Source organism: Nonomuraea rosea (genome assembly GCF_039539705.1).
In the GTDB taxonomy this organism is placed as follows: Bacteria; Actinomycetota; Actinomycetes; order Streptosporangiales; family Streptosporangiaceae; genus Nonomuraea; species Nonomuraea rosea.
Genome location: NZ_BAABDQ010000003.1, coordinates 679,574 through 700,753, shown reverse-complemented (window position 1 = coordinate 700,753; position 21,180 = coordinate 679,574). Strand labels below are relative to the sequence as shown.

The 21,180-nt window shown below is 72.3% G+C and carries 17 protein-coding genes; 6 read left to right on the top strand and 11 right to left on the bottom strand.

Features of this window, described 5'->3' with window-relative positions; translation table 11 throughout:
- The first annotated feature begins 32 nt into the window (after positions 1 to 32).
- Positions 33 to 374, top strand: a complete 342-nt coding sequence (locus ABEA43_RS10685; RefSeq protein WP_240779729.1) for a DUF742 domain-containing protein — start codon at positions 33 to 35, stop codon at positions 372 to 374.
- Entirely contained in the window at positions 355 to 942 is a 588-nt protein-coding gene (locus ABEA43_RS10680; RefSeq protein ID WP_345560706.1) for a GTP-binding protein, read from the top strand. The genes ABEA43_RS10685 and ABEA43_RS10680 overlap by 20 nt, the downstream gene beginning before the upstream one ends.
- Positions 943 to 1,231: 289 nt before the next feature.
- Here the strand turns inward: ABEA43_RS10680 and ABEA43_RS10675 are convergent, their stop codons facing one another.
- The gene (locus ABEA43_RS10675; RefSeq protein ID WP_345560704.1) at positions 1,232 to 2,149 is read right to left on the bottom strand and encodes an NAD-dependent epimerase/dehydratase family protein; all 918 of its coding nucleotides are present in this window, start codon (positions 2,147 to 2,149) and stop codon (positions 1,232 to 1,234) included.
- Between the two features lie 22 nt (positions 2,150 to 2,171).
- Here ABEA43_RS10675 and ABEA43_RS10670 point away from each other — a divergent pair, with 22 nt between their 5' ends.
- The 3 genes from ABEA43_RS10670 to ABEA43_RS10660 all read left to right on the top strand — a co-directional run bounded on the left by ABEA43_RS10670 (position 2,172) and on the right by ABEA43_RS10660 (position 5,454).
- A complete protein-coding gene (locus tag ABEA43_RS10670) occupies positions 2,172 to 2,792 on the top strand; it encodes a TetR/AcrR family transcriptional regulator (protein ID WP_345560702.1) in 621 nt (206 codons plus the stop codon).
- A gap of 54 nt (positions 2,793 to 2,846) precedes the next feature.
- On the top strand, positions 2,847 to 5,222 hold the full coding sequence (locus tag ABEA43_RS10665) for a beta-galactosidase (RefSeq protein WP_345560701.1): 2,376 nt from the start codon (positions 2,847 to 2,849) through the stop codon (positions 5,220 to 5,222).
- Between the two features lie 61 nt (positions 5,223 to 5,283).
- Positions 5,284 to 5,454, top strand: coding sequence for a hypothetical protein (locus ABEA43_RS10660; RefSeq protein ID WP_345560700.1), 171 nt, complete (start codon positions 5,284 to 5,286; stop codon positions 5,452 to 5,454).
- Here the strand turns inward: ABEA43_RS10660 and ABEA43_RS10655 are convergent.
- The 6 genes from ABEA43_RS10655 to ABEA43_RS10630 all read right to left on the bottom strand — a co-directional run bounded on the left by ABEA43_RS10655 (position 5,398) and on the right by ABEA43_RS10630 (position 14,429).
- Entirely contained in the window at positions 5,398 to 7,290 is a 1,893-nt protein-coding gene (locus tag ABEA43_RS10655) for a hypothetical protein (protein WP_345560699.1), read from the bottom strand. The two genes, ABEA43_RS10660 and ABEA43_RS10655, sit on opposite strands and share 57 nt — an antisense overlap.
- Complete coding sequence (locus tag ABEA43_RS10650) at positions 7,284 to 9,836, bottom strand: alpha-mannosidase (RefSeq protein ID WP_345560697.1); 2,553 nt, start codon at positions 9,834 to 9,836, stop codon at positions 7,284 to 7,286. The genes ABEA43_RS10655 and ABEA43_RS10650 overlap by 7 nt, the downstream gene beginning before the upstream one ends.
- Positions 9,833 to 10,477, bottom strand: coding sequence for a D-sedoheptulose-7-phosphate isomerase (locus ABEA43_RS10645; RefSeq protein ID WP_345560695.1), 645 nt, complete (start codon positions 10,475 to 10,477; stop codon positions 9,833 to 9,835). The genes ABEA43_RS10650 and ABEA43_RS10645 overlap by 4 nt, the downstream gene beginning before the upstream one ends.
- Complete coding sequence (locus tag ABEA43_RS10640) at positions 10,470 to 11,438, bottom strand: ROK family protein (RefSeq protein WP_345560693.1); 969 nt, start codon at positions 11,436 to 11,438, stop codon at positions 10,470 to 10,472. The genes ABEA43_RS10645 and ABEA43_RS10640 overlap by 8 nt, the downstream gene beginning before the upstream one ends.
- A 106-nt stretch (positions 11,439 to 11,544) precedes the next feature.
- Positions 11,545 to 12,585 (bottom strand): LacI family DNA-binding transcriptional regulator, encoded by a 1,041-nt coding sequence (locus ABEA43_RS10635; protein WP_345560692.1) that lies wholly within the window; start codon positions 12,583 to 12,585, stop codon positions 11,545 to 11,547.
- A complete protein-coding gene (locus tag ABEA43_RS10630; protein ID WP_345560691.1) occupies positions 12,582 to 14,429 on the bottom strand; it encodes an MBL fold metallo-hydrolase in 1,848 nt (615 codons plus the stop codon). Before ABEA43_RS10630 ends, ABEA43_RS10635 begins: the two co-directional genes overlap by 4 nt.
- Before the next feature lie 32 nt (positions 14,430 to 14,461).
- Here ABEA43_RS10630 and ABEA43_RS10625 point away from each other — a divergent pair, with 32 nt between their 5' ends.
- Entirely contained in the window at positions 14,462 to 16,108 is a 1,647-nt protein-coding gene (locus ABEA43_RS10625) for a glycoside hydrolase family 84 protein (RefSeq protein ID WP_345560690.1), read from the top strand.
- 79 nt (positions 16,109 to 16,187) lie between these two features.
- On the opposite strand, the gene ABEA43_RS10620 is transcribed toward ABEA43_RS10625, so the two are convergent.
- Genes ABEA43_RS10620 through ABEA43_RS10605 form a run of 4 tightly spaced genes read right to left on the bottom strand, consistent with a single transcriptional unit; the run spans position 16,188 to position 21,146 of the window.
- A complete protein-coding gene (locus ABEA43_RS10620; protein WP_345560689.1) occupies positions 16,188 to 17,702 on the bottom strand; it encodes an FAD-dependent oxidoreductase in 1,515 nt (504 codons plus the stop codon).
- Entirely contained in the window at positions 17,699 to 19,432 is a 1,734-nt protein-coding gene (locus tag ABEA43_RS10615) for an alpha-amylase family protein (protein WP_345560688.1), read from the bottom strand. The genes ABEA43_RS10620 and ABEA43_RS10615 overlap by 4 nt, the downstream gene beginning before the upstream one ends.
- On the bottom strand, positions 19,429 to 20,256 hold the full coding sequence (locus ABEA43_RS10610; RefSeq protein ID WP_345560687.1) for a carbohydrate ABC transporter permease: 828 nt from the start codon (positions 20,254 to 20,256) through the stop codon (positions 19,429 to 19,431). Before ABEA43_RS10610 ends, ABEA43_RS10615 begins: the two co-directional genes overlap by 4 nt.
- Positions 20,253 to 21,146 carry a carbohydrate ABC transporter permease gene (locus ABEA43_RS10605; RefSeq protein WP_345560686.1) on the bottom strand — a complete coding sequence of 298 codons (894 nt, stop codon included), beginning with the start codon at positions 21,144 to 21,146 and terminating at the stop codon, positions 20,253 to 20,255. The genes ABEA43_RS10610 and ABEA43_RS10605 overlap by 4 nt, the downstream gene beginning before the upstream one ends.
- Between the last annotated feature and the right edge of the window lie 34 nt (positions 21,147 to 21,180).

Genomic DNA, 21,180 nt, shown 5'->3' with positions numbered 1-21,180 from the left:
AGCCCACGGGCGAGCCCACGGATGAGCACTGGGTGGATCCGGAGATCATCCGGCCCTACGTGGTCACCCGCGGCCGTACCCAGCCCGCCCACGGGAAGTTCGACCTGATCTCCATGGCCCTGGCGGTCGGTCCGCCGCCGGGCCCGGACGCCGGGCTGGACCCGGAGCACATCCGTATCCTCCAGCTTTGCCGTGAACCTAAGTCCGTCGCGGAGATCGCCGCCTATCTGGACCTTCCGGCCGGTACGATCCGGGTGCTGCTCGGTGATCTCTTCGACCGCGAACTCGTCTCTGCCCAGGAACCACGATCCGAGGTGGACATGCACGACATGAAGATGTACAGGGCGGTGCTCGATGGTCTTCGCTCGCTCTGAGCGCCCGCGCCTGCCGACGGCGATCAAGATCCTGGTCGCCGGCGGATTCGGCGCAGGCAAGACGACCATGGTCGGCGCGGTCTCCGAGACGCGGCCGCTGCGCACCGAGGAAGTCCTGACCGACCGCGGCATCGGGGTCGACGACCTCACCTCGGTCGAGGCCAAACGAACCACCACCGTGGCCATGGACTTCGGCCGGATCACGCTCGGCAACGACTACGTCCTGTACTTGTTCGGAACGCCGGGGCAGGAGCGGTTCTGGTTCGTGTGGGACGAGCTGGCCGAGGGCTCGCTCGGGGCCGTCATCCTGGCCGACACGCGGCGGCTGGCGGACTGCTTCCCGTCGGTGGACTACTTCGAGCGGCGCGGCACGCCGTTCGTGGTGGCGGTGAACTGCTTCGAGGGCGCGCAGACGTTCGAGCTGGAGGAGGTGCGGATGGCGCTGCAGCTCAGCCCGTCGATCCCGATCATCCTGTGCGACGCCCGCAAGCGAGAGTCCAGCCGCGAGGTGCTGATCGCCCTGGTCAAGCACTCCGCCCGCCTCCGCGCCGAGCCCGTCAGCAGCTGATCCTCCATTTCGTCGGTTCCTCCGAGCGCGTCCGGCCCGCCGTCCCCCGAGGCAGCTGGGGCCGCACCCCACCAAATCCATCTGGTACGGCGGGGCACGGCGGGCCGCCACCCGCCGCACGTGGCTGAGGGCCTCCAGGAGAACGCTCGCTGACCCGCACCTGGCCGGGCACCGTCACGTGCGCATTCTGGGCCGGCTGAATCGCGACCCCGTGCCCGTCGCCGCACGTGCTGCGGCACCCGCCGCGGCACGTGCACCCCACGCCTCCGCCCGGCCGGAACGGCGGGGGTCAGGTTGTGAGGGTTTCGGCGGTGGCCTGCCAGGCTTCGCGGGCGCTGGGATAGCGCGGTTTCCAGCCTGTCGTCTCGCGGAAGCGGGTGTTGGCTACCCGCAGTGAGCGGGTGAGTGAGGTGAGGCGGTCGCCGAAGAGGGCGGCGGCCCGGCCGGGGCCGCGGAGCCACAGGCGGGTGCGGGCCGCGCGGGCGAGCGCGTCCGCGTAGTCCCGCTTGGTCAGCGGCTCGTCGTCCACGACGTTGTACGTGCCCGCCGGAGCGCCGAGCGCCGCCACGACCGCGGTGGCGGCGTCGGCCAGGTGGATGGAGGAGACGTAGCCGTCGGGGCGGCCGAGCACCATCCCGACATGATGCCGGGCCTGGGCAAGCAACTGCTCGCTGTGCTCCGCCCCCGGCCCCAGGAACCAGCCGAGGCGCAGGACGACTCCCGCCCCGCCGCCGGACTCCGTGAAGCGGTGCGCGCCGGACTCGGCCGCGAAGTTGCCGCGCGTCATCGGATAGCGGTCGACCGGCGCGTCCTCATCGATCCAGCGTGCGCCCTGGTCGCGGTAGAGCATGCAGACCGACTCCTGCACCACGCGGCCGACGCCGGCGGCGAGGGCGGCGTCCACGAGGGCGGCCGAGCCCTCGGCCCGGACCCGGTAGTTGTCGCGCGTCGCCCTGGTGCTCATGAAGCGGGACATCGGCGGGATCGCGGTCGCCAGGTTGACCACCGCGTCGTGACCGGCGAGCGCCTCGGTCAGCTCCGCCCGGTCGAACAGCGACACCATGACGGGCGTCGCGCCCTGGTCGGTGAGGGTGGCCGCCTTCGTCCGCGTGCGGGCCAGGGCGGTCACCGTGTGACCCTGGTCGAGCAGCGCCGGGATCGTGTGACCCCCGATCGCTCCGGTGCCGCCCGCGACGAATACTCGCATAGTGAGAGAGTACTCTCTTACCATGGCGAGATCGACACCAGGGGTCACGCGGCAGCGCCTCATCGACGAGGCCGTCCGGCTGTTCTCCACCCAGGGCTATGCCGCGACGTCCGTGGCCGACATCCAGGCCGCCTGCGGGCTGACCACCGGGTCGGGGGCGCTCTACAAGCACTTCCCGTCCAAGCAGGCCCTGCTGGAGGAGGCCGTGCGGCGGAATCTGGAGACGATCGCCGATCGCGCGGCCACGGCCACCACCCCGGCGGAGCAGCCGGGCGGGGAAGAGCTCCGGGTGACTCTGGAGCGGATGGCACGGGTGGTCTGGGAGGTGATCGAGGCCGATCGGGCGCTGATCCGCATCATGCTGCGGGAGTTCGACGGGTTTCCCGAGCTGTTCGGGCACATGTGGCAGGGGGTGCTCGCCGGGGTCTACGCGCAGGGCGCCGCGTGGATCAGGGAGCAGCAGGAGCTGGGCCGGGTCGAGGTGGACGATCCGGAGGCGACCGCCACCGTGCTGCTGTCGTCGCTCACCTACTATCCGCTCCTGCGGCTCATGATCGGCCGCACGCCCGGTGACCTCGACGCGGAACGCTTCCTCGCCACCTGGGTCGACCAGGCCGTCGCCGCGCTCAAGCCACGTCCATAAGACGGAGATCACCCCCGCGCCGGGCGTCGCGTGCCGCCCGTGGACAATGGTCGGATGCCGCGAGCCTCGGCGCATGCCGTACACCACGTCCCCTGGGATCAGCCCGAGACCCGGCCGGCCATGGCCAACGTCGAGGACCCGCGCGCCGGGCTGGCCCTCACCAGCCGCTCCCTCTGGCGGGACGGCCGTCCGTGGATTCCCGTGACGGGCGAGATGCACTACAGCCGGGTCCCGCGCGAACGCTGGGAGCAGACCCTGCGCCTGATGAAGGCGGGCGGCGTCACCGTCGTCTCCACCTACGTCTTCTGGATCCATCACCAGGAGCGGCGGGATCAGGAGCCGGTGTTCGAGGGCGGGCTCGATGTGGCCGCGTTCGTCCGGATGTGTCATGCGGCCGGGCTGGAGGTGATCGTCCGGGTCGGGCCGTGGTGCCATGGTGAGGCGCGCAACGGCGGGCTGCCCGACTGGGTCGTCCCGGCGCGCAGCGACGATCCCGCGTACCTGGAGGAGGTGCGCGCCTGGTTCGGGCATCTGGGGCGGCAGGTGGGGCCGCTGTGCGGGGCCGGCGGGCCGATCATCGGGATCCAGCTCGAGAACGAGCTCTATGACCAGCGCGAGCACATCGTCACGCTGAAGAAGCTGGCCCGCGCGTCCGGCCTGCACGCCCCGCTGTGGACGGCCACCGCCTGGGGAAGCGCCGACATCCCCGTCGGCGAGGTGTTCCCGCTGTACGGGGGCTACTCCGACGGCTTCTGGGTGGACACCGCCGACGGCTGGGACGACTCGTTCCGCGCCCATTTCTTCTTCTCCGACCAGTGGGACGATCCGGGCATCGGCCGGGATCTGGCGGGTGACCGGCCCGGCATCGCGCCCGGGGCGAAGCACCCGGACTTCCCCGCGGCGACGTGCGAGCTGGGCGGCGGCATGGCGACCGCCTACCACCGCCGTCCCCGCCCCACCGGCGCGGACATCGCCGCCCTGGCGCTGACCAAGCTGGGCAGCGGCTCGGCGTGGCAGGGCTACTACATGTACGCGGGCGGGGCCAACCCGCGGCCCGGCCTGCAGGAGTCGCACGCGACCGGCTACCCCAACGACCTGCCCGTGCACGACTACGACTTCCACGCGCCGATCGGCGCGCACCTGCAGACCCGCGACAGTTTTCACCTGCTGCGCAACCAGCATGCCTTCGTGGCGGCGTTCGGCGACCGGCTGGCCGCGATGACCACCACGTTGCCCGCGCACCCGCCTGGACCTGCTGGGCTCGACGTGCACGATCGGGAGGCGCTGCGCTGGTGCCTGCGCTCGGACGGGCGCGCGGGGTTCGTGTTCGTCAACAACCACCAGCCGCACGAGCCGCTGCCCGCGCGGCCGGGCGTGCACTTCGACATCGGGCTCGACGCCGGGCGGGTCCGGTTCCCGCATCGGCCGGTGGACATTCCCAGCGGGGCCTTCCTGTGCTGGCCGGTGCGTCTCGACGTCCACGGGGTCACGGTCAACTGGGCGACGCTGGGCGTGCTCACCGTGCTGGAAGGGGCGGATGGCGAGGCTCCGGTGCTGGTCCTGACCAAGACGGAAGGGGTGCCCGGCCATCTGTCCCTGCCGCCGGGCTCCTCCGTGGCCGGGCATCCGGTGGTGGAGCTGGACGGGGAGGTGGTGCTGGAGGATCTGCCCGGGTCCCGCGCGTTCGTCTCGGTGACGGCTCCGGGCGGGGGCCGGCTGCGGCTGCTGGTGCTCGACGCGGCCGACGCCCTGCGCGCCTGGACGCCGGGGCGCGACAGGCTGGTCATCTCCGAGGCCGACGTCGTCGAGCCCGGCCCTGACGAGGCGGGTGGCGTGTGCGTGATCGCCGCGGGCCCGGTGACCGCCGAGGTCTTCCCGCCATCGCACGGGGCGCGCGGCCCTGGCAGCGCGGGCGCGGGCGGCACGAACGCGGACAGCGCGAGCGGCACGGACGCGGGCAGCGCGTTCGAGCGTTACGAGGTCGGCGGTCCCAGGACTCCGGTGCCCGTGGAGATCGTCAGGACCGCGGCGGCCACGTCGCCGCCGGTCCGGCCGGTCACCGTCCCCGGGCGCGCCTCCGCACCCGACGCCCGGACGCTGGCGGCGTGCGCGGCTCGCTACACGATCACGGTGCCCGCCCGCGACCTGGCCCGTGAGCGGGTGCTGCTGCGTCTGGAGCTGGTCGGCGACGTCGCCGTGGCGAAGGTCGGCGACCGTACCGAGGATCTGTTCTGGGACGGCGCTCCGTGGGATCTCGACGTCACCCCGCCGCCGGGCGCGGACTCCGTGCAGGTCGAGGTGCTGATCTATCCCCTCGACGGCGCGACGCCGGTCCGGCTGCCCGAGGACGCGGAGCGCCGCAGGCGGTCCGGCCCGGTCGCGGAGATCGTCTCCGCGACGGTGCTCGACTACCGCACACATCGGCTCTGAAGGAGGCTCTGAAGGAGGCTCTGAAGGAGGCTCTGAAGGAGGCTCTGACGGCGGCGGGCGCTTGGGCCCCAGGTGCGATCGTCACATCTCCGACGACGCGGGCGCGCTCAGGCTGTTCGGGGCCGAGATCGCGTACGGGACGTGGTTCTGGCTGGTCGGCGGGATCGCGCTGGCGTCACTGGGCGTGGGCGCGCTGCTCTACCTGGCCGGGGTCCGCGTCGCCCGCCGATAGCCCGGCAGGGGGACGGGCGAGGACCTGTTCGCAGGCCAGCAGCAGCACCCCGGCGCTCCACGCGTGCGACAGCGTCAGGTACATGCCCTTGGGCTGGAAGCAGTCCGTCTGGTAGTAGCGCTCGGTGATCATGCCGCGGTAGGCGTTGAGGTCGCCGTCGGCCGCCGGGAGGAGCTGGCGGAAGCAGTCGAGCGTCTCCCGTGCCCGCTCGGCGTAGTACGGGTCCCCGAGTGCCTCCGACAGCTCGACCAGCTCGGCGGTGCAGACGAGGCCGTAGGCGTGGAGGTGCTGGTTAGACGGGGACGCCTGGTCGGCCCCGCGGGTCGCGAAGCCGTGGACGCCGAGCGGGGTGCGGGGGCCGAAGCGGACGTTGTAGGTGTAGCGGAAGGTCAGGGTCCAGTCGGCGGCGCGGCGGGCCAGGTCGAGCCAGCGCGCCGCCCCCGTGCACCGGAACAGCGCCATGTACGCCATGACGGCCGCGTAGCCGTCCTCCGAGGTCGGGGCCAGATCCACGTCCTCGGGAGCGCCGTAGATGAACTCGTCGTCCACGAAGGACGCGTAGTACTCCCCCGCCCGCTCGGCCTCCGCCACGTATCCGGCTTCCGCGAGGGCCGCCACCCAGGTCAGGCCCGAGGCGCCCGACCAGGACAGGACCTCGCCGGTGGCGGCGTGGTGCAGCGTGCCGAGGTTCCCGTCGGGACGCTGGCGGGCCACCATCGTCTCCAGGTTGGAGCGCGCGGCGGCCGACCACAGCGGATCGGGCCGGTGGCGCAGCGCGCGCACCAGGAACAGCGTGGCCTCGCCCAGCGTGCGGGCGTGCAGGGCGTCCTTGACGTGGCTCCAGCTCTGCGACCATCCCGAGCTCCGGTACCAGGTGCCCCAGAACGTCCCCGACGGCGACAGGTTCGAGCAGATGAAGCCGATGACCCGTTCGGCGGCGGCGACGTGCTCGGGCCGTCCCCTCCGCAGCCCGTGCTCCAGGAGCGCCGCCGCCCACGGGATCCCGCTCACCCAGCCGACGTGCATGGCCTGCCGGTCCACCCGCTCGCCGTCGGTCCCGCTCACTTCCCTGTCGAACCCGACCGTCTCCAGCAGCACGCCCGGGTCCGGGTCGTAGTGCCAGCGGTAGAGGCCCTCGGCCGCGATGTCCGCCGCCGCCGCGACGTCCTCCCAGGGCTCGACGGGCGCACCCGGCAGGCGCAGCGCGCGGTCCTCGCGCAGCACCGGCGCGTACGCGTGCCGGTCGGCGGGCAGCGGGCACGTCGCGAGGGTCACGACGTGCCGCTCGCCCGGCTGCCAGACGTGGGTGGCGGCGGCCGCGGGCCGGGCCAGGGCCGAGCCGTAGTAGGTGACCGGATATTCCTGGTACGGGAACAGCAGCGAGATGGTCGCCAGCCCCGCGTCGTGCTCGATGGCCAGGCCGGTGGCGCCCAGCGACGACTCCTCGTCCGCGATCAACGCGATGCCGGAAATATCCCCCCACACCATGACGGCCGGGGTCGCCGCCCGATCCGCGCGGAAGCCCCACCGGGACGAGACCATCTCCGCCGGCCGGTCGGCCCCCGCCTCGAAGCGCGGGAACACCCGCCGGCAGCCGGCCGGCCGGTTCTCTCCGTAGAAGAGGCCGGGGATGAGCCACCACGGGTCCGCGGCGGGCACCGATCGGCTGACGCGGACGGTCCCGGCGGCGGGGGCCTGGCCGGCGTACTCGATGGTCAGGGTCAGCTCGCGGCGGCCGGTAGGCAGCCGCGGGCCCCACCGCCACTCCACCGTGAAGTCCGCCGCACCCAGCACCTCGACGGCGACCTCGCCCCCGTCCGGGTCGGTGATCACCATGCTTCCACCGTGAACGCCCCCTTACGCACCTCCAGCTCGACCAGGTCGGTCTCCACCGCGGCCTGCGGATCGTCCAGGGGGATCCGGAACGTGCGGATCTGGCTCGGCCCGAAGTCCGCCGTGAGCCTGACCCCGGCCAGCGGGAGGTCGAAGGTGGCGACCGCAGCCCGCCCGGTGGTCTCGACGGCGCGGACCACCAGGTCGCGCGGCTCGTCCTCGTGGCACTTCATCGCGGTCACCATGACCTGGCCGCCGCCGTCGTCCAGGTAGCTGCGCGACCCGGGCAGCGTCCCGTCGTGGAAGCTCTCCAGCATCGCGCGCACCGGCGAGCCGAGCAGCCCGGCCCGCCGGGTCAGCCCGGCCGCCCGCCAGTCGCCCGCGTGCGGCACCAGCAGGTACGAGAACCGCTGCACCCCCTGGTCCTGGTAGGCGTAGTAGCCGTCGGGGTCCAGCAGGCGGGGGTCGTGCCAGGCGTAGACGGGGCTGCGCACGGCGGTGATGCCGATGCTGTGGTCGCGCCCGGACGAGGGCGGCGCGACGTCGTAGCCGTGCTTGGCGTTGTTGACCACGGCGAGCCCGCCGCCGGCGCCCGACAGGTCCACCCATGACTGCGCGGGCTCTTCCGCCCCGTCGATCGGCCTGGTCAGATGCCCGAACGGGATCTCGTACGTGGCCACCGGGCTCTGCACCGCGACCGGGAAGCGCAGCTTCATCAGGTGCCCCCGCTCTCGCCAGTCGAGCGTGACCCGCACCTCCACCGCGTCGTCGCCGGCGCCCAGGATGAACTCCTCGGCCATCGTGGAGCGGCCCCACTCCCGCTCGACGCGGATGCGGGCGCGCAGCGGGCCGTTCTCGCGCAGGACGACGTCGGTCGTCGTCATGGCCTCGCCCGGCCAGTCGTAGGAGATGACGCGGTGGCCCCAGGTGTCGGTCGGGTCCTCGCAGATCTGCGTGTGCTCGCCCGCCGCGCCCGCCACCAGGTCGACGCCGGTGCGCTTGTCGAGCAGGCTCGACAGCCAGCCCGTCATGGGGTCCAGCTCCAGCCTGAGCACGTCGTTCTCGATGTGGTACTGGGAGGCGGACAGAGCGCCGCCCGTGTGCGCGGAGGCGCCCTGGCGCAGGTGGTAGAGGCGGTAGCCGAGCGCGGGCAGCTCCGCCTGGAACACGGTCGCGCCGCGGCCCTTGTCATCGGTGGTGGCGACCGACTGGATCGGCTGGCAGGGCACGGCCGCGCCGCCGGCGTCCACCACGTGCACGCCGGCGGGCGCGAGGCCGTACTGCATCTCGACCCGGGTGGAGACCGGCCACGGGTGCGGGTTGAACACGACCACCGGCTGGTTCGCGGTGTCCTGCGGGATGTGGATGTCGCGGGCGATGACGTTGTGCGCCCTGGTGATGATCCGCTTGGACGTCGCGACCGCCTCGCCGAGCTGGTCGCGGGCGTCGTCGTAGGCGGGCTCGATGGCCGAGCCGGGCAGCACGTCGTGGAACTGGTTGAACAGCACCTGCTTCCAGGCCCGCTCCAGGTCGGCGCGGGCGTCGTGACCGGCGATCGCGGCCCAGCGCTCGGCCGACAGGACCGCCGCCTGCGCCCTGCGCTGCCACGCCTTGATGCCCGAGTGGGAGGAGTAGCAGCCGGCCGCGTGGTGCTGCAGGTCGTCGCGCCAGACCGGCAGCTCGGCCAGGCCCTGCTCGCCCAGGCGCTTGGTCATCTCGTCGAAGTAGCGGCGCGGGGACGACATCGTCAGCTCCCCGAACGTGCCCATCCGGTCGTAGCGGTGGATGGACTCGATGTTCGCCTTGGTGGGGCCGCCGCCGTGGTTGCCGACCCCGTAGAAGATCATCAGGTCGCCGAGCGAGCGGTCGAGCTGGCCGAGCGCCTTCTCGGTCTGGCCCGCGACCTCGCCGGGCGGGCTGCAGTACTCGAACGGGATGCGGTAGGCCAGCACCCTGCTGCCGTCCGGGGCCTCCCACCAGAACATCGTGCCGGGCAGCTCGCTCTCGTGCGGGCCCGGGCGCAGGAAGCAGTAGGAGTCCATGCCCTGGCCACGCAGGATCGCCGGGAGCATGGCGTTGTGGCCGAACGGGTCGACGTTCATGCCGACCGTGGCGGTGATCCCGAACTTCTCCTTCAGGTAGCGCTGGCCGTACAGGCCCTGGCGGGCGAACGACTCGCCCGACGGCATGTTGCAGTCGGGCTCCACCCACCAGCCGCCGGCCATCACCCAGCGGCCCTCGGCGACCTTCTCCTTGATCCTGGCGAACAGCTCCGGATCCGACTCCTCCACCCAAGACAGCAGGACGACCTGGTCGCAGGTGAACACGAAGTCGGGATATTCGTCCATACGGTGGATCGCCGACCAGAACGTGGCCCGCGCCTCCTGGTAGCCCTCCTGCCACGGCCACAGCCACACCGGGTCGAGGTGCGCGTTGCCGATCATGTGCAGGGTCCGGCCGGGGGTCGCCGCCGGGCGGGGCGCGCTCGGAAGCCCGGGCGGCTGGTTGCCGGAAGGGGCGTTGGACATGGGGGCGGGGCGGCTGGTCACGCGGCCGCCCAGGCGTCGACCTTTTCGCTGATCAGGTGCAGCATCAGTGTGTGGATCTCCTGAATGCGCGGTGTCTCCGCTGAGGGGGCGAGAAGCAGGTGGTCGGCGTGCTTCGCGGCGGCGCCGCCGTCGCCGCCGCCGAACAGCACCGTCACCGCGCCGTTGCTCCGCGCGGTCTCCAGGGCGCTGACGACGTTCGGCGAGTCGCCGCTCGTGGTGAACGCGGCCACCACGTCGCCGGGCCTGGCCAGCGCCTGGACCTGCCTGGCGAAGACGTCCTCGTAGGAGTAGTCGTTCGCGATGCACGTCATGACCGTGGCGTCGGTCGTGAGCGTCACCGTGGGCAGCGGGCGGCGGTCGCGCTTGTAGTGGCCGATGAGCTCGCCGGTGAGGTGCTGGGCGTCGGCCGCGCTGCCGCCGTTGCCCAGCGTGTAGAGGGTGCCGCCGCGGGTGAAGGCGTCGATGAGCAGGTCGGCCGTGGCCTCCACTGCGGGGAGCAGGGCCGCCATGCCGCGGGCGGCGGCGAGGTGGCCTTCGACGTGCTCGGCGAGCACCGAGGTCAGGACCGTCCCGGCGGAGGGGACGGAGGTGTGGGACGTGTGGGACGCCGATGTGGTCATCGGCGGGGAGAGGTCAGGCATGTGACTTTCCTGAGACGAGGTCGTGTGCGACGGCGCCGGCGCCCACCACGCCCACTCCCGCGCCGAGCCTGGCCGGCTCGATGCGCGCGGTGCGGGCCGCGGGCGGCATGGCGTCCCTGGCGACGGCGGCGGCGACGGGATCGAGGAGGAGGGCGCCGGCACGGGTGACGCCGCCGCCCAGGACGACGAGCTCCGGCTCGAACGCGTTCACCAGGTCGGTGATCGCGCTCCCGAGCGCCCATGTGGTCTCGTCCCAGATCTCCACGGCGAGGGGGTCGCCGGCCGCGGCGGCGCGGGAGACGTCCTCGGCCGTCGGGCTCTCGACGGCCGACAGGGTGGAGGCGCGGCCCTCGGCCAGCGCCTCGCGGGCGCGTTCTGCGATGGCGGTGCCCGATGCGTACGCCTCCAGGCAGCCCAGCCGGCCGCAGGAGCACCGCCGCCCGCCCGGCCGCACCATGACGTGGCCCAGCTCACCGCCGTTGCCGGCGGCCCCACGGTGCAGGCGGCCCCCGATCACGGAGCCGCCGCCGACGCCCGTCGAGATGGTGAGGTAGAGCATCGTGCTGGTGCCCCGGCCCGCGCCGTAGCGGAACTCGCCCAGGGCTGCGGCCGTGGCATCGTTCTCAAGCGCGGACGGCACCCCGAACTCCGCCGCGGCCAGCGCCCCGATCGGCACGTCGATCCAGCCCGGCAGGTGCGGCGGGCACTCCAGCACGCCGGCCGCCGAGTTCAGTGGCCCGCCGCAGGAGACGCCGACGGCGGCCGGCTCGGCCAGCCCCGCGTCCGCGACGGCCTTCCTGCCCAGGTCGAACAGCCTGGCCAGGACCCGGCGCGGCCCCTCCTCCCTGCGGGTGGGGGTGACCTGCCAGCCATGGATCCGGCCGTCGCCTGTGACGACGCCCGCGGCGAGCTTGGTGCCGCCGATGTCCAGCGCCAGGACGGGGGGAAGATCGTGCTCCATTGGGCCTCCGACGGAACGAATGTCATGCAAGGGGATATGACATCGTTCCCACACGGATCCTAGGGCGACCTTTCCCTATGGGTCAACGGACGAGATGAGGGAAATGTCAGATCATCGGGGGCGGCGCGGTCGACTCCCTGGTCACGAGATGCACCCCGAGCACCGTGGTGACCGAGTCCGACTCCGGCAGGTCGATCCGCTCGTCGAGCCTGCGCACGGCCGTCGCGCCCAGGTTGAAGGTGTCCTGCGAGACCGCGCTGACCGTGGGCGAGACCATGCTCATCCAGGGCGCGTCGTCGAACGCGACCAGGCTGATGTCGCCGGGGATCCGCAGCCCCAGCTCCCCGATCGCCCGCCAGACGCCCTCCGCCAGCACGTTGTTGGCGGCGAAAACGGCGGTCGGCCGGTCGGGCCCGCGCAGCATGTCGCGCGCCCGGCGGCGCGAGTCTGCGACGTCCCAGCCCGAGGAGACGACCAGGTCGGGCTCGACCTTGATGTCACCGGCGGACAGCGCCTCCAGGTAGCCCTGGTACCGCTCGTAGCCGGTGGTCCAGTCGGTCTCGTCGATGAACAGCGCGATCCTGCGGTGCCCCAGCCCCACCAGGTGCGCGGTGGCGGTGCGGGCCCCGACGCGGTTGCCGACCACGACGCCGTCGGTCGAGCCGGCCGCGAACTGCCGGTCCACCTCGACGACGGGGATGCCGTGCGAGGAGAGGTAGGTGGAGACGGCCGGGGAGTTGGGGGTCACGATCACGCCCGCCACGCGCAGCGCGACGAGCGCCTCCGCGGCCTCCCGTTCCGTCTGGGCCGACAGGCTCGTGTCGGCCAGCACCATCGTGTAGCCGCGTTCGCGGGCCTCGCTGCTGACCCCGGCGGCCAGCTCCGCGTAGAAGGGGTTGCGCAGGTCGCTCACCAGGACGCCGACGGACCCGCTGATCTGCTGCTTGAGCGTGCGCGCCATCACGTCGGGCACGTAGCCGAGCTCGGCCGCCGCGCGCAGGACGCGTTCGCGCACGTCGCTGGCCGCGTACCCGCGACCGGTGAGCGCGCGGGAGACGGTGGAGCGTGAGACCCCGGCGGCCTCGGCCACGTCCTTGATCGTGGGCCGCCGGGAACGGCCGAGGGGGGTGCGCCGCTCTATGGTCATCGAATCCCTTCCCCGACCACGTCGACCAGCGCCTCGGCGTGCTGCCCGAGGCGCAGGTCGCCGATGGTCAAGTCGACTGCGAGGCGGACGCGGCGCCGTGGGACGGCGTCGGCGCCGAAACGGAGGTGCACCTGCTCCATACCCCCTCCGGGAAGCCTTAGCGTCACCGATCCACGCTCGCGGCGCCATCCAGGGGGCACGACGGGCTCGATGACGGCCACGACCTTGTCGGGGAACGGGTTGCGCACGGTGGCGGTCAGCACGATCTCGCCGCCCGCCTGGACGCTCGCATAGTAAGGGGTCAGGCGGCACAGCACCCCGTCCGCCCCGAGATCGAGCTCCTCCAGCGGGAGCAGGTCGTGGTGCAGGGCGACCAGCTCTTCGCCGCGCTCGGTGAGCAGGTGCAGGTAGTCGTCGTCCACCCAGCGGGGCCGCCAGTGGCCGCTGACCATGAGGTCGGGGCGCAGGCGGCGGTAGAGGGCGGCGCTCTTGCGGTAGTCCTCGATCCGGAACCGATTCTTGTACTGAAAATTCAGGATCTCGCCGCGTTCGCCAGGGATGCCCATCCCGTCCTGCTGGTCGCCGGTCACCAGCACGCGGTGGCCGTCCACCTCGAACTCGTACGCCGCCGCGAACAGCGTGTGCCCCGGCAGGTCGTGCACCGTGATGTCGTACTCGCGCCAGCGCACCGTCTCGCCCAGCCCCAGCACCCGGTCGGCGGGGATCGGCTCGAACCACTGGCACGGCAGATCGTGGTGGAGCGGCGTGGCCAGGATGGGCGCGATGTGGGACGGCGCCCAGATCTCGGTCCCCTCGACGTCGCGCAGCAGCGGCATGCCCGCCACGTGGTCGTCGTGGTAGTGAGTGGGCACGGCCACCTCCACCTGGGTGACGCCGTAGTGCTCGCGCAGCGCGGGCATGGAGGCCAGCCAGGGGCGGCGGGCCTCGCGGGCCGTGCTCTTGACCAGGCCGGTGGACATGTCGTAGCCGAAGTCGAAGATCATGGCCGCGCCCGACTCCGACAGCAGGACGTAGCTGTAGGACTGGCTGCTCTTGTTCATCAGCAGGTGCGGGGTCACCTGGACGAACGGGTTGTCCAGCAGCCCGCGCAGGTCCCAGGGGTGGGGGCGGCGGAAGTCGACGTAACGCCGCATGGCCGCCGAGAGCCGGCTCAGCGCGTCGCCGGGGTCCGTCATCGGCTCGCCGTGCGCGGGCAATAACACGTCGAGCTCCTCCCGCTGGAGCAGCTCGCAGCTCAGGACCACCATGGCCGGGCCCTCGTTCTCGGTGTACGACCACTGCGTGGCGGCCAGCGACCAGACCTTGCCGGGGGCGTAGATCAGGTCACCGGTGAACGCGACGCCGCCCGCCACGTACGTGACCGAGCCGGGAGTGTGCCCGGGGGTGGGCAGGACGCGCACGTCCACCCCGCCGTAGCGGGCCGTGCGGTACTCGGGCACCACGCTGGTCACGGGCACCGGCTCCAGCAGCGAGAACCGGTCGTCGCGCAGGTCGTAGTCGTTGCTGAGCTGGCGGCCCGCCCACATCTCGCCCACCTGGTCGAACAGGTCGCGCTCGACCGGCGGCACATGGACGGCGACGCCCGCCTCGACCGCCCGCGCCAGCCCTTGGGCCTGGTCGCGGTGGTGGTGCGTCATCAGGACGTCGGTGAGCCGGTCGATGCCGAGCTCGTCGAGGACGTCGAGCACGCGCCCCGAGCCGAAGTCGACGGCGATCCCCGTACGCTCCTCGCCGGGCTCGGCCGGAGCCGCGATGACATAGACGTGACAGGTGTCCTCGACGCGGAACACCCCGGGGACGACTTCGGTGACATCCTTAACCACAAGGCGGGATTCTATCCGGTATCGTTCCCACAATGGATGCCCTGGAATGGATCGTCCCTTATCCGAAAAAGGCCACGATCGGGCGATCCCATATCGATCTGAACGGGTGCCACATCCAGGGCGGCACCGGCACGGCCGTCACCGCCCTGCGCGCCGCCCTCGGCGCCGCACCTGAGGCTGGTGCCACAGAGGTCGAGGTCCGGGTCGAGATCCGGGTCGAGCCCGGATCGCCGCCCGAGGGTTACACGCTGACCGCCGGCGCGACGGGCGTGCTGATCGTCGGCGCCGATCCGGCCGGCGCCTTCTACGGGGCGCAGACGCTGCTCGCGATGGCCGCCGCCCCCTGCGCCGAGCACCGGGTGTGCGTGCCGGAGTGCAGCGTGCGCGACTGGCCCGACCTGCCGCTGCGCGGCACCATCGAGGGCTTCTACGGCACCCCGTGGACGCACGCCGACCGCATGGAGCATCTCCGCTTCTCGGGCAGGCACAAGCTCAACACCTACGTGTACGCCCCCAAGGACGACCCGTTCCACCGGGAGCGCTGGCGGGAGCCGTACCCGGAGGAGGAGCTGGCCAGGCTGGGCGAGCTGGTCGCGCAGGCGGCGGCGCAGCACGTCAGGTTCGTGTTCGCGCTGAGCCCCGGGCTGTCCATGGTCTACGGCGACCCGGCCGAGCGGGCGGCGCTGAGGGCCAAGGCGGAGCAGGTGTGGGAGGCCGGCGTGCGCGAGTACGCGCTGCTGTTCGACGACATCCCGCCGGAGCTGCGGCACGAGCGGGACCGGGCGGCGTTCGGCACGGCGGAGGGCGCGAGCGCGAGCGCCCACGCGGCCGTCTGCCGCGACTTCGCCGAGGAGTTCCTGGTCCCGCACGGCGCGGACCGGCCGCTGACCATGGTGCCCACCGACTACGCGGGCACGGGCAGGACGGCCTACCGCGACCGGCTGGCGGCGGAGCTGCCGCAGGACGTGCTCGTCTGGTGGACCGGGTCCGACGTGGTGGTCGGCGAGATCCCGGCGGCGGACATGACGGCCGCGGCGGCCTCCTACGGGCATCGCGTCGCGCTGTGGGACAACTTCCCGGTCAACGACTTCGACTTCGAGCGGGTCTTCCTCGGGCCGCTGACCGGGCGGGCGACGGAGCTCGGCGGCGTGCCGCTGGAGGGGATCACGGCCAACCCCATGGTGGAGGCGGCGGCGTCGCGGCTCGCCCTGACGACGGTGGCCGACTACGCCTGGCACCTGGCGGCGTACGAGCCTGGCCGGTCCCACGAGCGGGCCGTCCGGCTGGTGCCCGGCGCGGCGGAGCTGCGGCCGCTGGTGGAGGCGTGCTCCTCGTGGCCGCCCGGCGCGTCGCAGAGCCCGGCGCTCTCCGCGCTCTGCGACGACGCCCTGGCGGGCCGTCCCGCCGGACGGCTGCGCGCGGAGCTCATCCGGCTGGCCGAGCTGCCGCAGGACGTTCCGGGGACGCTGGCCCGGGAGCTGGGCCGCTGGGTGCCGGCCGCCAGGGACATGGGAGCGGCGGGGCTGGCCGCGCTCGACCTGCTCACCGGCCGTTCCGAGAGCCTGGTGGAGGCGGCGCGGGAGGCGCTCGCCCGCGCGGAGGCGCACGAGGCGAACGTCCTGCGCGGCGTGATCCCCCCGTTCGCCCGCGCAGCCCTGGAACGGGCGGCTCAGAGCTGATCGCGAAGGCGGGGAGCCCGGCCCCGGCCGGTCACGGGCTCAGGCGCGATCGCGAAGGCCAGGGCCCAGCCCTGGCTGATCACAGCGAGAGGACCTGACCGGCCGCCGCCAGCTCCTCCTGCAGGGCGGCGACGTCCACGTCCTGCACCGCCTTCCCGCTCCCCGCCGCCAAGGCGGCGGCCAGCCCGGCGGCGTGCCCGAGCATCTGGTACTGGACCTCCATCCGGATGGAGGAGAACGCCACGTGCGAGGCCGACAGGCACACCGGCACCACCAGGTTCGCGCACTCCTCGCGCCGCGGGACGATCGACGCGTACGGGATCTGGTACGGCGCCACCCCCACCGACAGGTACCCCTCGGTGACCACCATCGGCACCGGGTCGGGATGCTCGTACACCCACCGCCAGGTCCGCTGCACCTCCCGGATGTCGAGGTGGTAGGAGCCCATGGCGATGACGTCCTCCTGCGGCCGGCCGCCGACGAGGTCGTGCTCGGTCAGGTGCCGCTCCCCCAGCATCCGCCGCGCCTCGCGCACGTAGAGCTGGTGCGGCAGGTGCCCGGTGTCGGCGAACTCGTCGGCCGGCAGCCCCCACCGCCCCACCTCGGCCCGCACGCCGGCGGGCACCTCGGGGTCGTGCGACAGGAAGTACAGCAGGTCCTGCGCGTGGTGCAGGTGGTGCAGCCGGATCCGCTCGCGTTCTGCGGGCCCGGCGTCCGGATAGGCCCAGGCCGAGCGGTCGAGCACGCTGAGGGAGAACGGCCCGAGCGAGTTGCCGTCGCACTTGCCGCCGGGCAGGTTCGGCTCCAGGCCGACGAGGCGGCCGGCCCTGGGCGTGCTCCCCTGCTCCCGCCAGTGCCTGAACAGCCGCCGGCCCAGCTCCCAGTGCTCCTCGTCGTAGCCGGGCCGCCGCTCGAACGGGATCCGGTCGGCGGCCGTCGTCATGCAGACGCGGTAGCCGTACGACATGACGCCGCCGTCGCCCGCGCCCACCTCGGCCATGGGCCCGTCCGCGACCTGCGGCAGCAGGCCGCCCCCGGCCAGGAACGGCGAGATCCACGGCGGGAAGTTGTGCAGGCCGGGCACGACCTCGCGGCGACCGGCGAACCGCTCGCCGTGCAGCCCCCGGTCCTCCCTGCCGACGCGGTAGCCCACCCCGGCGGCGGCCAGCAGGTCGCCCTCGTAGGAGGCGTCCACGAACGCCCCGCCGGCGAAGTCGCCGCGCAGCGTGGCGACGGAGTAGACGCGCTCGCCGCTCATGACCACCGTGCGCAGCCGGGCATCGAACACCACCTCCACCCCGGCCGACTCCAGCCAGGACAGGAAGATCTGCTCGGCGACGTGCGGCTCAGGCCCGGCGTAGTGGCCCGGCGCGACCCCGTAGGCGTCGGCCACGGCCTGGCGGAACTCGGCGGCCATCCCGCCCAGCACGCGGGCGTCGCCGAGGTCGGTGTAGCCGAGCCCGCCCGAGGTCATGCCGCCGACGTGCCGTCCCGGCTCGACGAGAACCGTGTCGAGGCCGCGCCGGGCGGCGGCGACGGCGGCGCAGACGCCTGCCGACGTCGCCCCGTACACGACCACTTCGGCCTGCCTCACCGGCGCCACCAGGTCGCCACCAGATCGAGGTCCGCGCCGGTGATCGGCTCACCGGAGTTGTCGATGGACTCCACGTAGTAGAGGGCGGGGACACCGAGCGCGGGCTGCGCCTCGGCGTAGGCGAGCCAGTCGGCCCTGCTGGGCATCGGCCACTGGTCGGTGTCGATCAGGTGGCCGGGCATCGCGGCCACGGCCACCGCGTGGCGGAAGCGGAGCTGGTCCACAGCCGGTACGGGGTCCCCGTGGACGTCGTATTCGAGCACGTCGTTGAGCCTGATCATGTCGGTGACGTCGCCGAAGGCGGGATGCGGGGTGTGCGTGACCATCAAGGCGTCGGGCTTGACGCGTTTGGCGGCCTCGTACATGGTCGCCAGCAGCTCATGCAGGAGAGCGAACCCCCAGGTCGAGCCGTAGGTCTTCAGGTGTGTTCCGCTCGGGGACCACTGCGTGAAGTCCACCTTGAAGCCGTCGGCCCCGAGGTCGCCGAGCAGCCGCTCCATGATCGTCTGGATCCTGCGCCGGTAGGCCGGGTTCGACGGGTCGGCGGCCACGGCGCGACCGCCCGCGTCGGTGACGCACTCCTCCGGGGGCAGGCCGCCGGGCGCCCAGGCCCGCCACCACAGCAGGACGCGCTGGCCGCGCTCGTGCCTGGCGGCGATCCACTCCCGCAGCCGGGGCCACTTCTCCGGATCGGGCGCCGGGTCCCCGTACGTGAGCTGCCACCGGTCGTCGATGACGACGGTTCCCGGCACGAGTCCGTGCCCGGCCAGCCGGTCCAGCCATTCGTCGTAGAGGTCCTGCCTGGACAGCTCCACCGGCGACCGGCCGCCCGCCCTGGCGCACTGGGCGCCCCAGCCGCAGAAGATCGGCTCACTCCACCAGGGGTGCGGCTCGTGTAGGGGCCCGGCCGGGGCCATCCCGTGCGCGACGAGGTCGGCGCGGTGCTGCTCGATCACCTCGTACGGGGACGAGGCCGTACGGAACACCACGGCCGGCGACGTCCACCGGCCGCTGACCTCGGTGTGGCCCTCGTAGTCGAAACGCAGCAGCGCCCCGCCGTCCAGCGGCTCGTACGCCAGCTCGGTGAAGGTCAGCTCGCCGATCCCGGCACGTACCGAGGCGCCCAGCCAGGGCCCGCCCGGGACGGCGGTGGCGCCGTCCGGCTCCTCCTTGCAGAAGGCCAGCGCCAGCGGCGGGGGCGAGAAGACGGCGTGCAGCCGGCCCGGCGAGGCGTCGCCGACCACGGTCAGCGCGACCGGCGCGGACACCGGGCGCACGACCTGCACCGGGTGCGTGGGCGTGGGGTTGAAGACGCCCTTGGCGTGCGGCGCGCTGCGGAAGGTGCCCGACGCCCCGGTGTTCAGCACGGCGCGCCCGCCGAGCAGCGTCACGTCGCCGAGCACGCCGTCGCCCTCGACGCGCACGTCCAGCGCGATCGTCTCGGGGGTGCACGTGAGCCGCACCGCCTTGCTCTCCCACGCGGTCGAGCGCTGGGGGAACTCGAAGATCACCTCGTCCCCGCGCTCGACGAGCACCGGGGGCAGGGTCTCGTACGTCTCGTCGCGCCCGCCCGCCGTGTCCGCCGAGGCGATGAGGCTGAGCGTCATCCAGCCTTCGAGCTCGGCGCTGGGGTCGCCGCGCGAGACGGTCAGCCGGTAGTGGCCGCTGTCCAGGTGGTAGGCCGTGTCGGTGGTGGTGATCCGCATGGTGCTGCCGGACAGGGCGCTCATCCTTTGCTTCCCGTGGTCGCGATGCCCTTGACGAAGTGCCTCTGGCCGAGGAAGAACAGGACGATCATCGGGATCGTGGTGATCACGCTGGCCGTCATGACGATCTCCCAGTGCCACTCGCCGCCGAACCCGAACTGGTCGAGCAGCGCCTTCAGCCCGCGCGGCACCGTGAACGTGCTGGAGTCCCGCAGGTAGATCAGCGGCCGCATCAGATCCGTCCACGCCGCCTGGAACTCGAACAGCAGCGTCACCACGACCGCCGGCTTGCACAGCGGCAGCGCGATGCGGGTGAAGATCCGCCAGTTGTTCGCCCCATCGATCTTCGCCGCCTCGAACGGCTCGCGCGGGAGCCCGAGGAAGAACTGCCGCAGCAGGAAGATGTAGAAGGCGCTGCCGAACAGGTTCTGGGCCCAGAGCGGGGTCAGCGTGCCGACCATGCCGAGCGAGTTCCAGATCAGGAACACCGGGATCATGGTGACCGCGCCCGGCAGCATCATCGTGGCCAGCACCACGCCGAACAGCGCTCCCCTGCCGGGGAAGCGGAAGTAGGCGAACCCCCACGCCACCATCGCACTGGTGACGGTCACGGCCACCGCCGCGAGCACCGTCACCAGCAGCGTGTTGACCATCCACAGCGCCAGCGGCGCCTCCTGCCACACCTTGATGTAGTTGTCGAAGGTGAAGGTCTCGGGCAGGATCCGGTGGTCGAACACCTCGCTGCGCGGCTTGAACGAGGCGCTGAGCAGCCAGACGAACGGGTAGATGAACGCGACCGCGAACGCGCTCAGCGCCGTCATCGTCAGGATCTTCCTGGCCCGGCTCATGGCTGCCCCCCTTCATAGTGAACGAATCGCCTGGTCACCAGGATCTGCACGCCGGTGATGGCCATGATGACGATGAACAGCAGCCAGGCCAGCGCCGAGGCGTAGCCCATGTGCAGGAACTCGAAGGCCTGCTGGAACAGGTAGATCGCGTAGAACAGCGCGGCGTCGTTGCTGTAGGTGGTGTTGCCCGCGCCGAAGAAGGCGGTGTACGCCTCGGTGAACGACTGCAGGGCGTTGATGCTGTCCACGATGAACAGGAAGAACAGCGTCGGGCTGATCATCGGCACGGTGATCCGCAGCGTGCGCTTCCACCAGCCGGCGCCGTCCACGAGGGCGGAGTCGTACAGCTCCTGGGGGACGCCGCGCAGCGCGGCCAGGATGATGATCACCGACGAGCCGACCGTCCAGAGGCCCATCAGCACCAAGCCCGGCTTGACCCAGTTCGGGTCGGTGGTCCAGGCGGGCCCGTCGATGCCGAAGATCCCGAGGAAGCCGTTGATCAGGCCGCTCTGGCCGTTGAACAGCATCAGCAACAGGATGCCGATCGCGACCGGCGGCGTCATCTTGGGCAGGAAGAAGGCGGTGCGGAAGAAGCCGGTGGCCCTGGCGGCGCTGTTGAGCAGCAGCGCCAGCCCCAGGGAGACGACGAGATGGGCGGGCACGGACATCACGGTGAACAGGAACGTGTTCCACAGTGCGAGCCCGACCTTGGGGTCCTCGAAGAGCGTCACGTAGTTGTCGAACCCGACGAACGACGGGTCGTTGATGACGTCGTAGTCGGTCAGCGAGAGGTAGGCGCTGTTGATGACGGGCCACGCGGTGAAGATCAGGAATCCGATGATCCAGGGGCTGATGAACAGCAGGGCCGCCCGGGTCTCGATCCACCGCATGGAGCGCCACCGCGGCGCCCTGGAATGGGAGGCG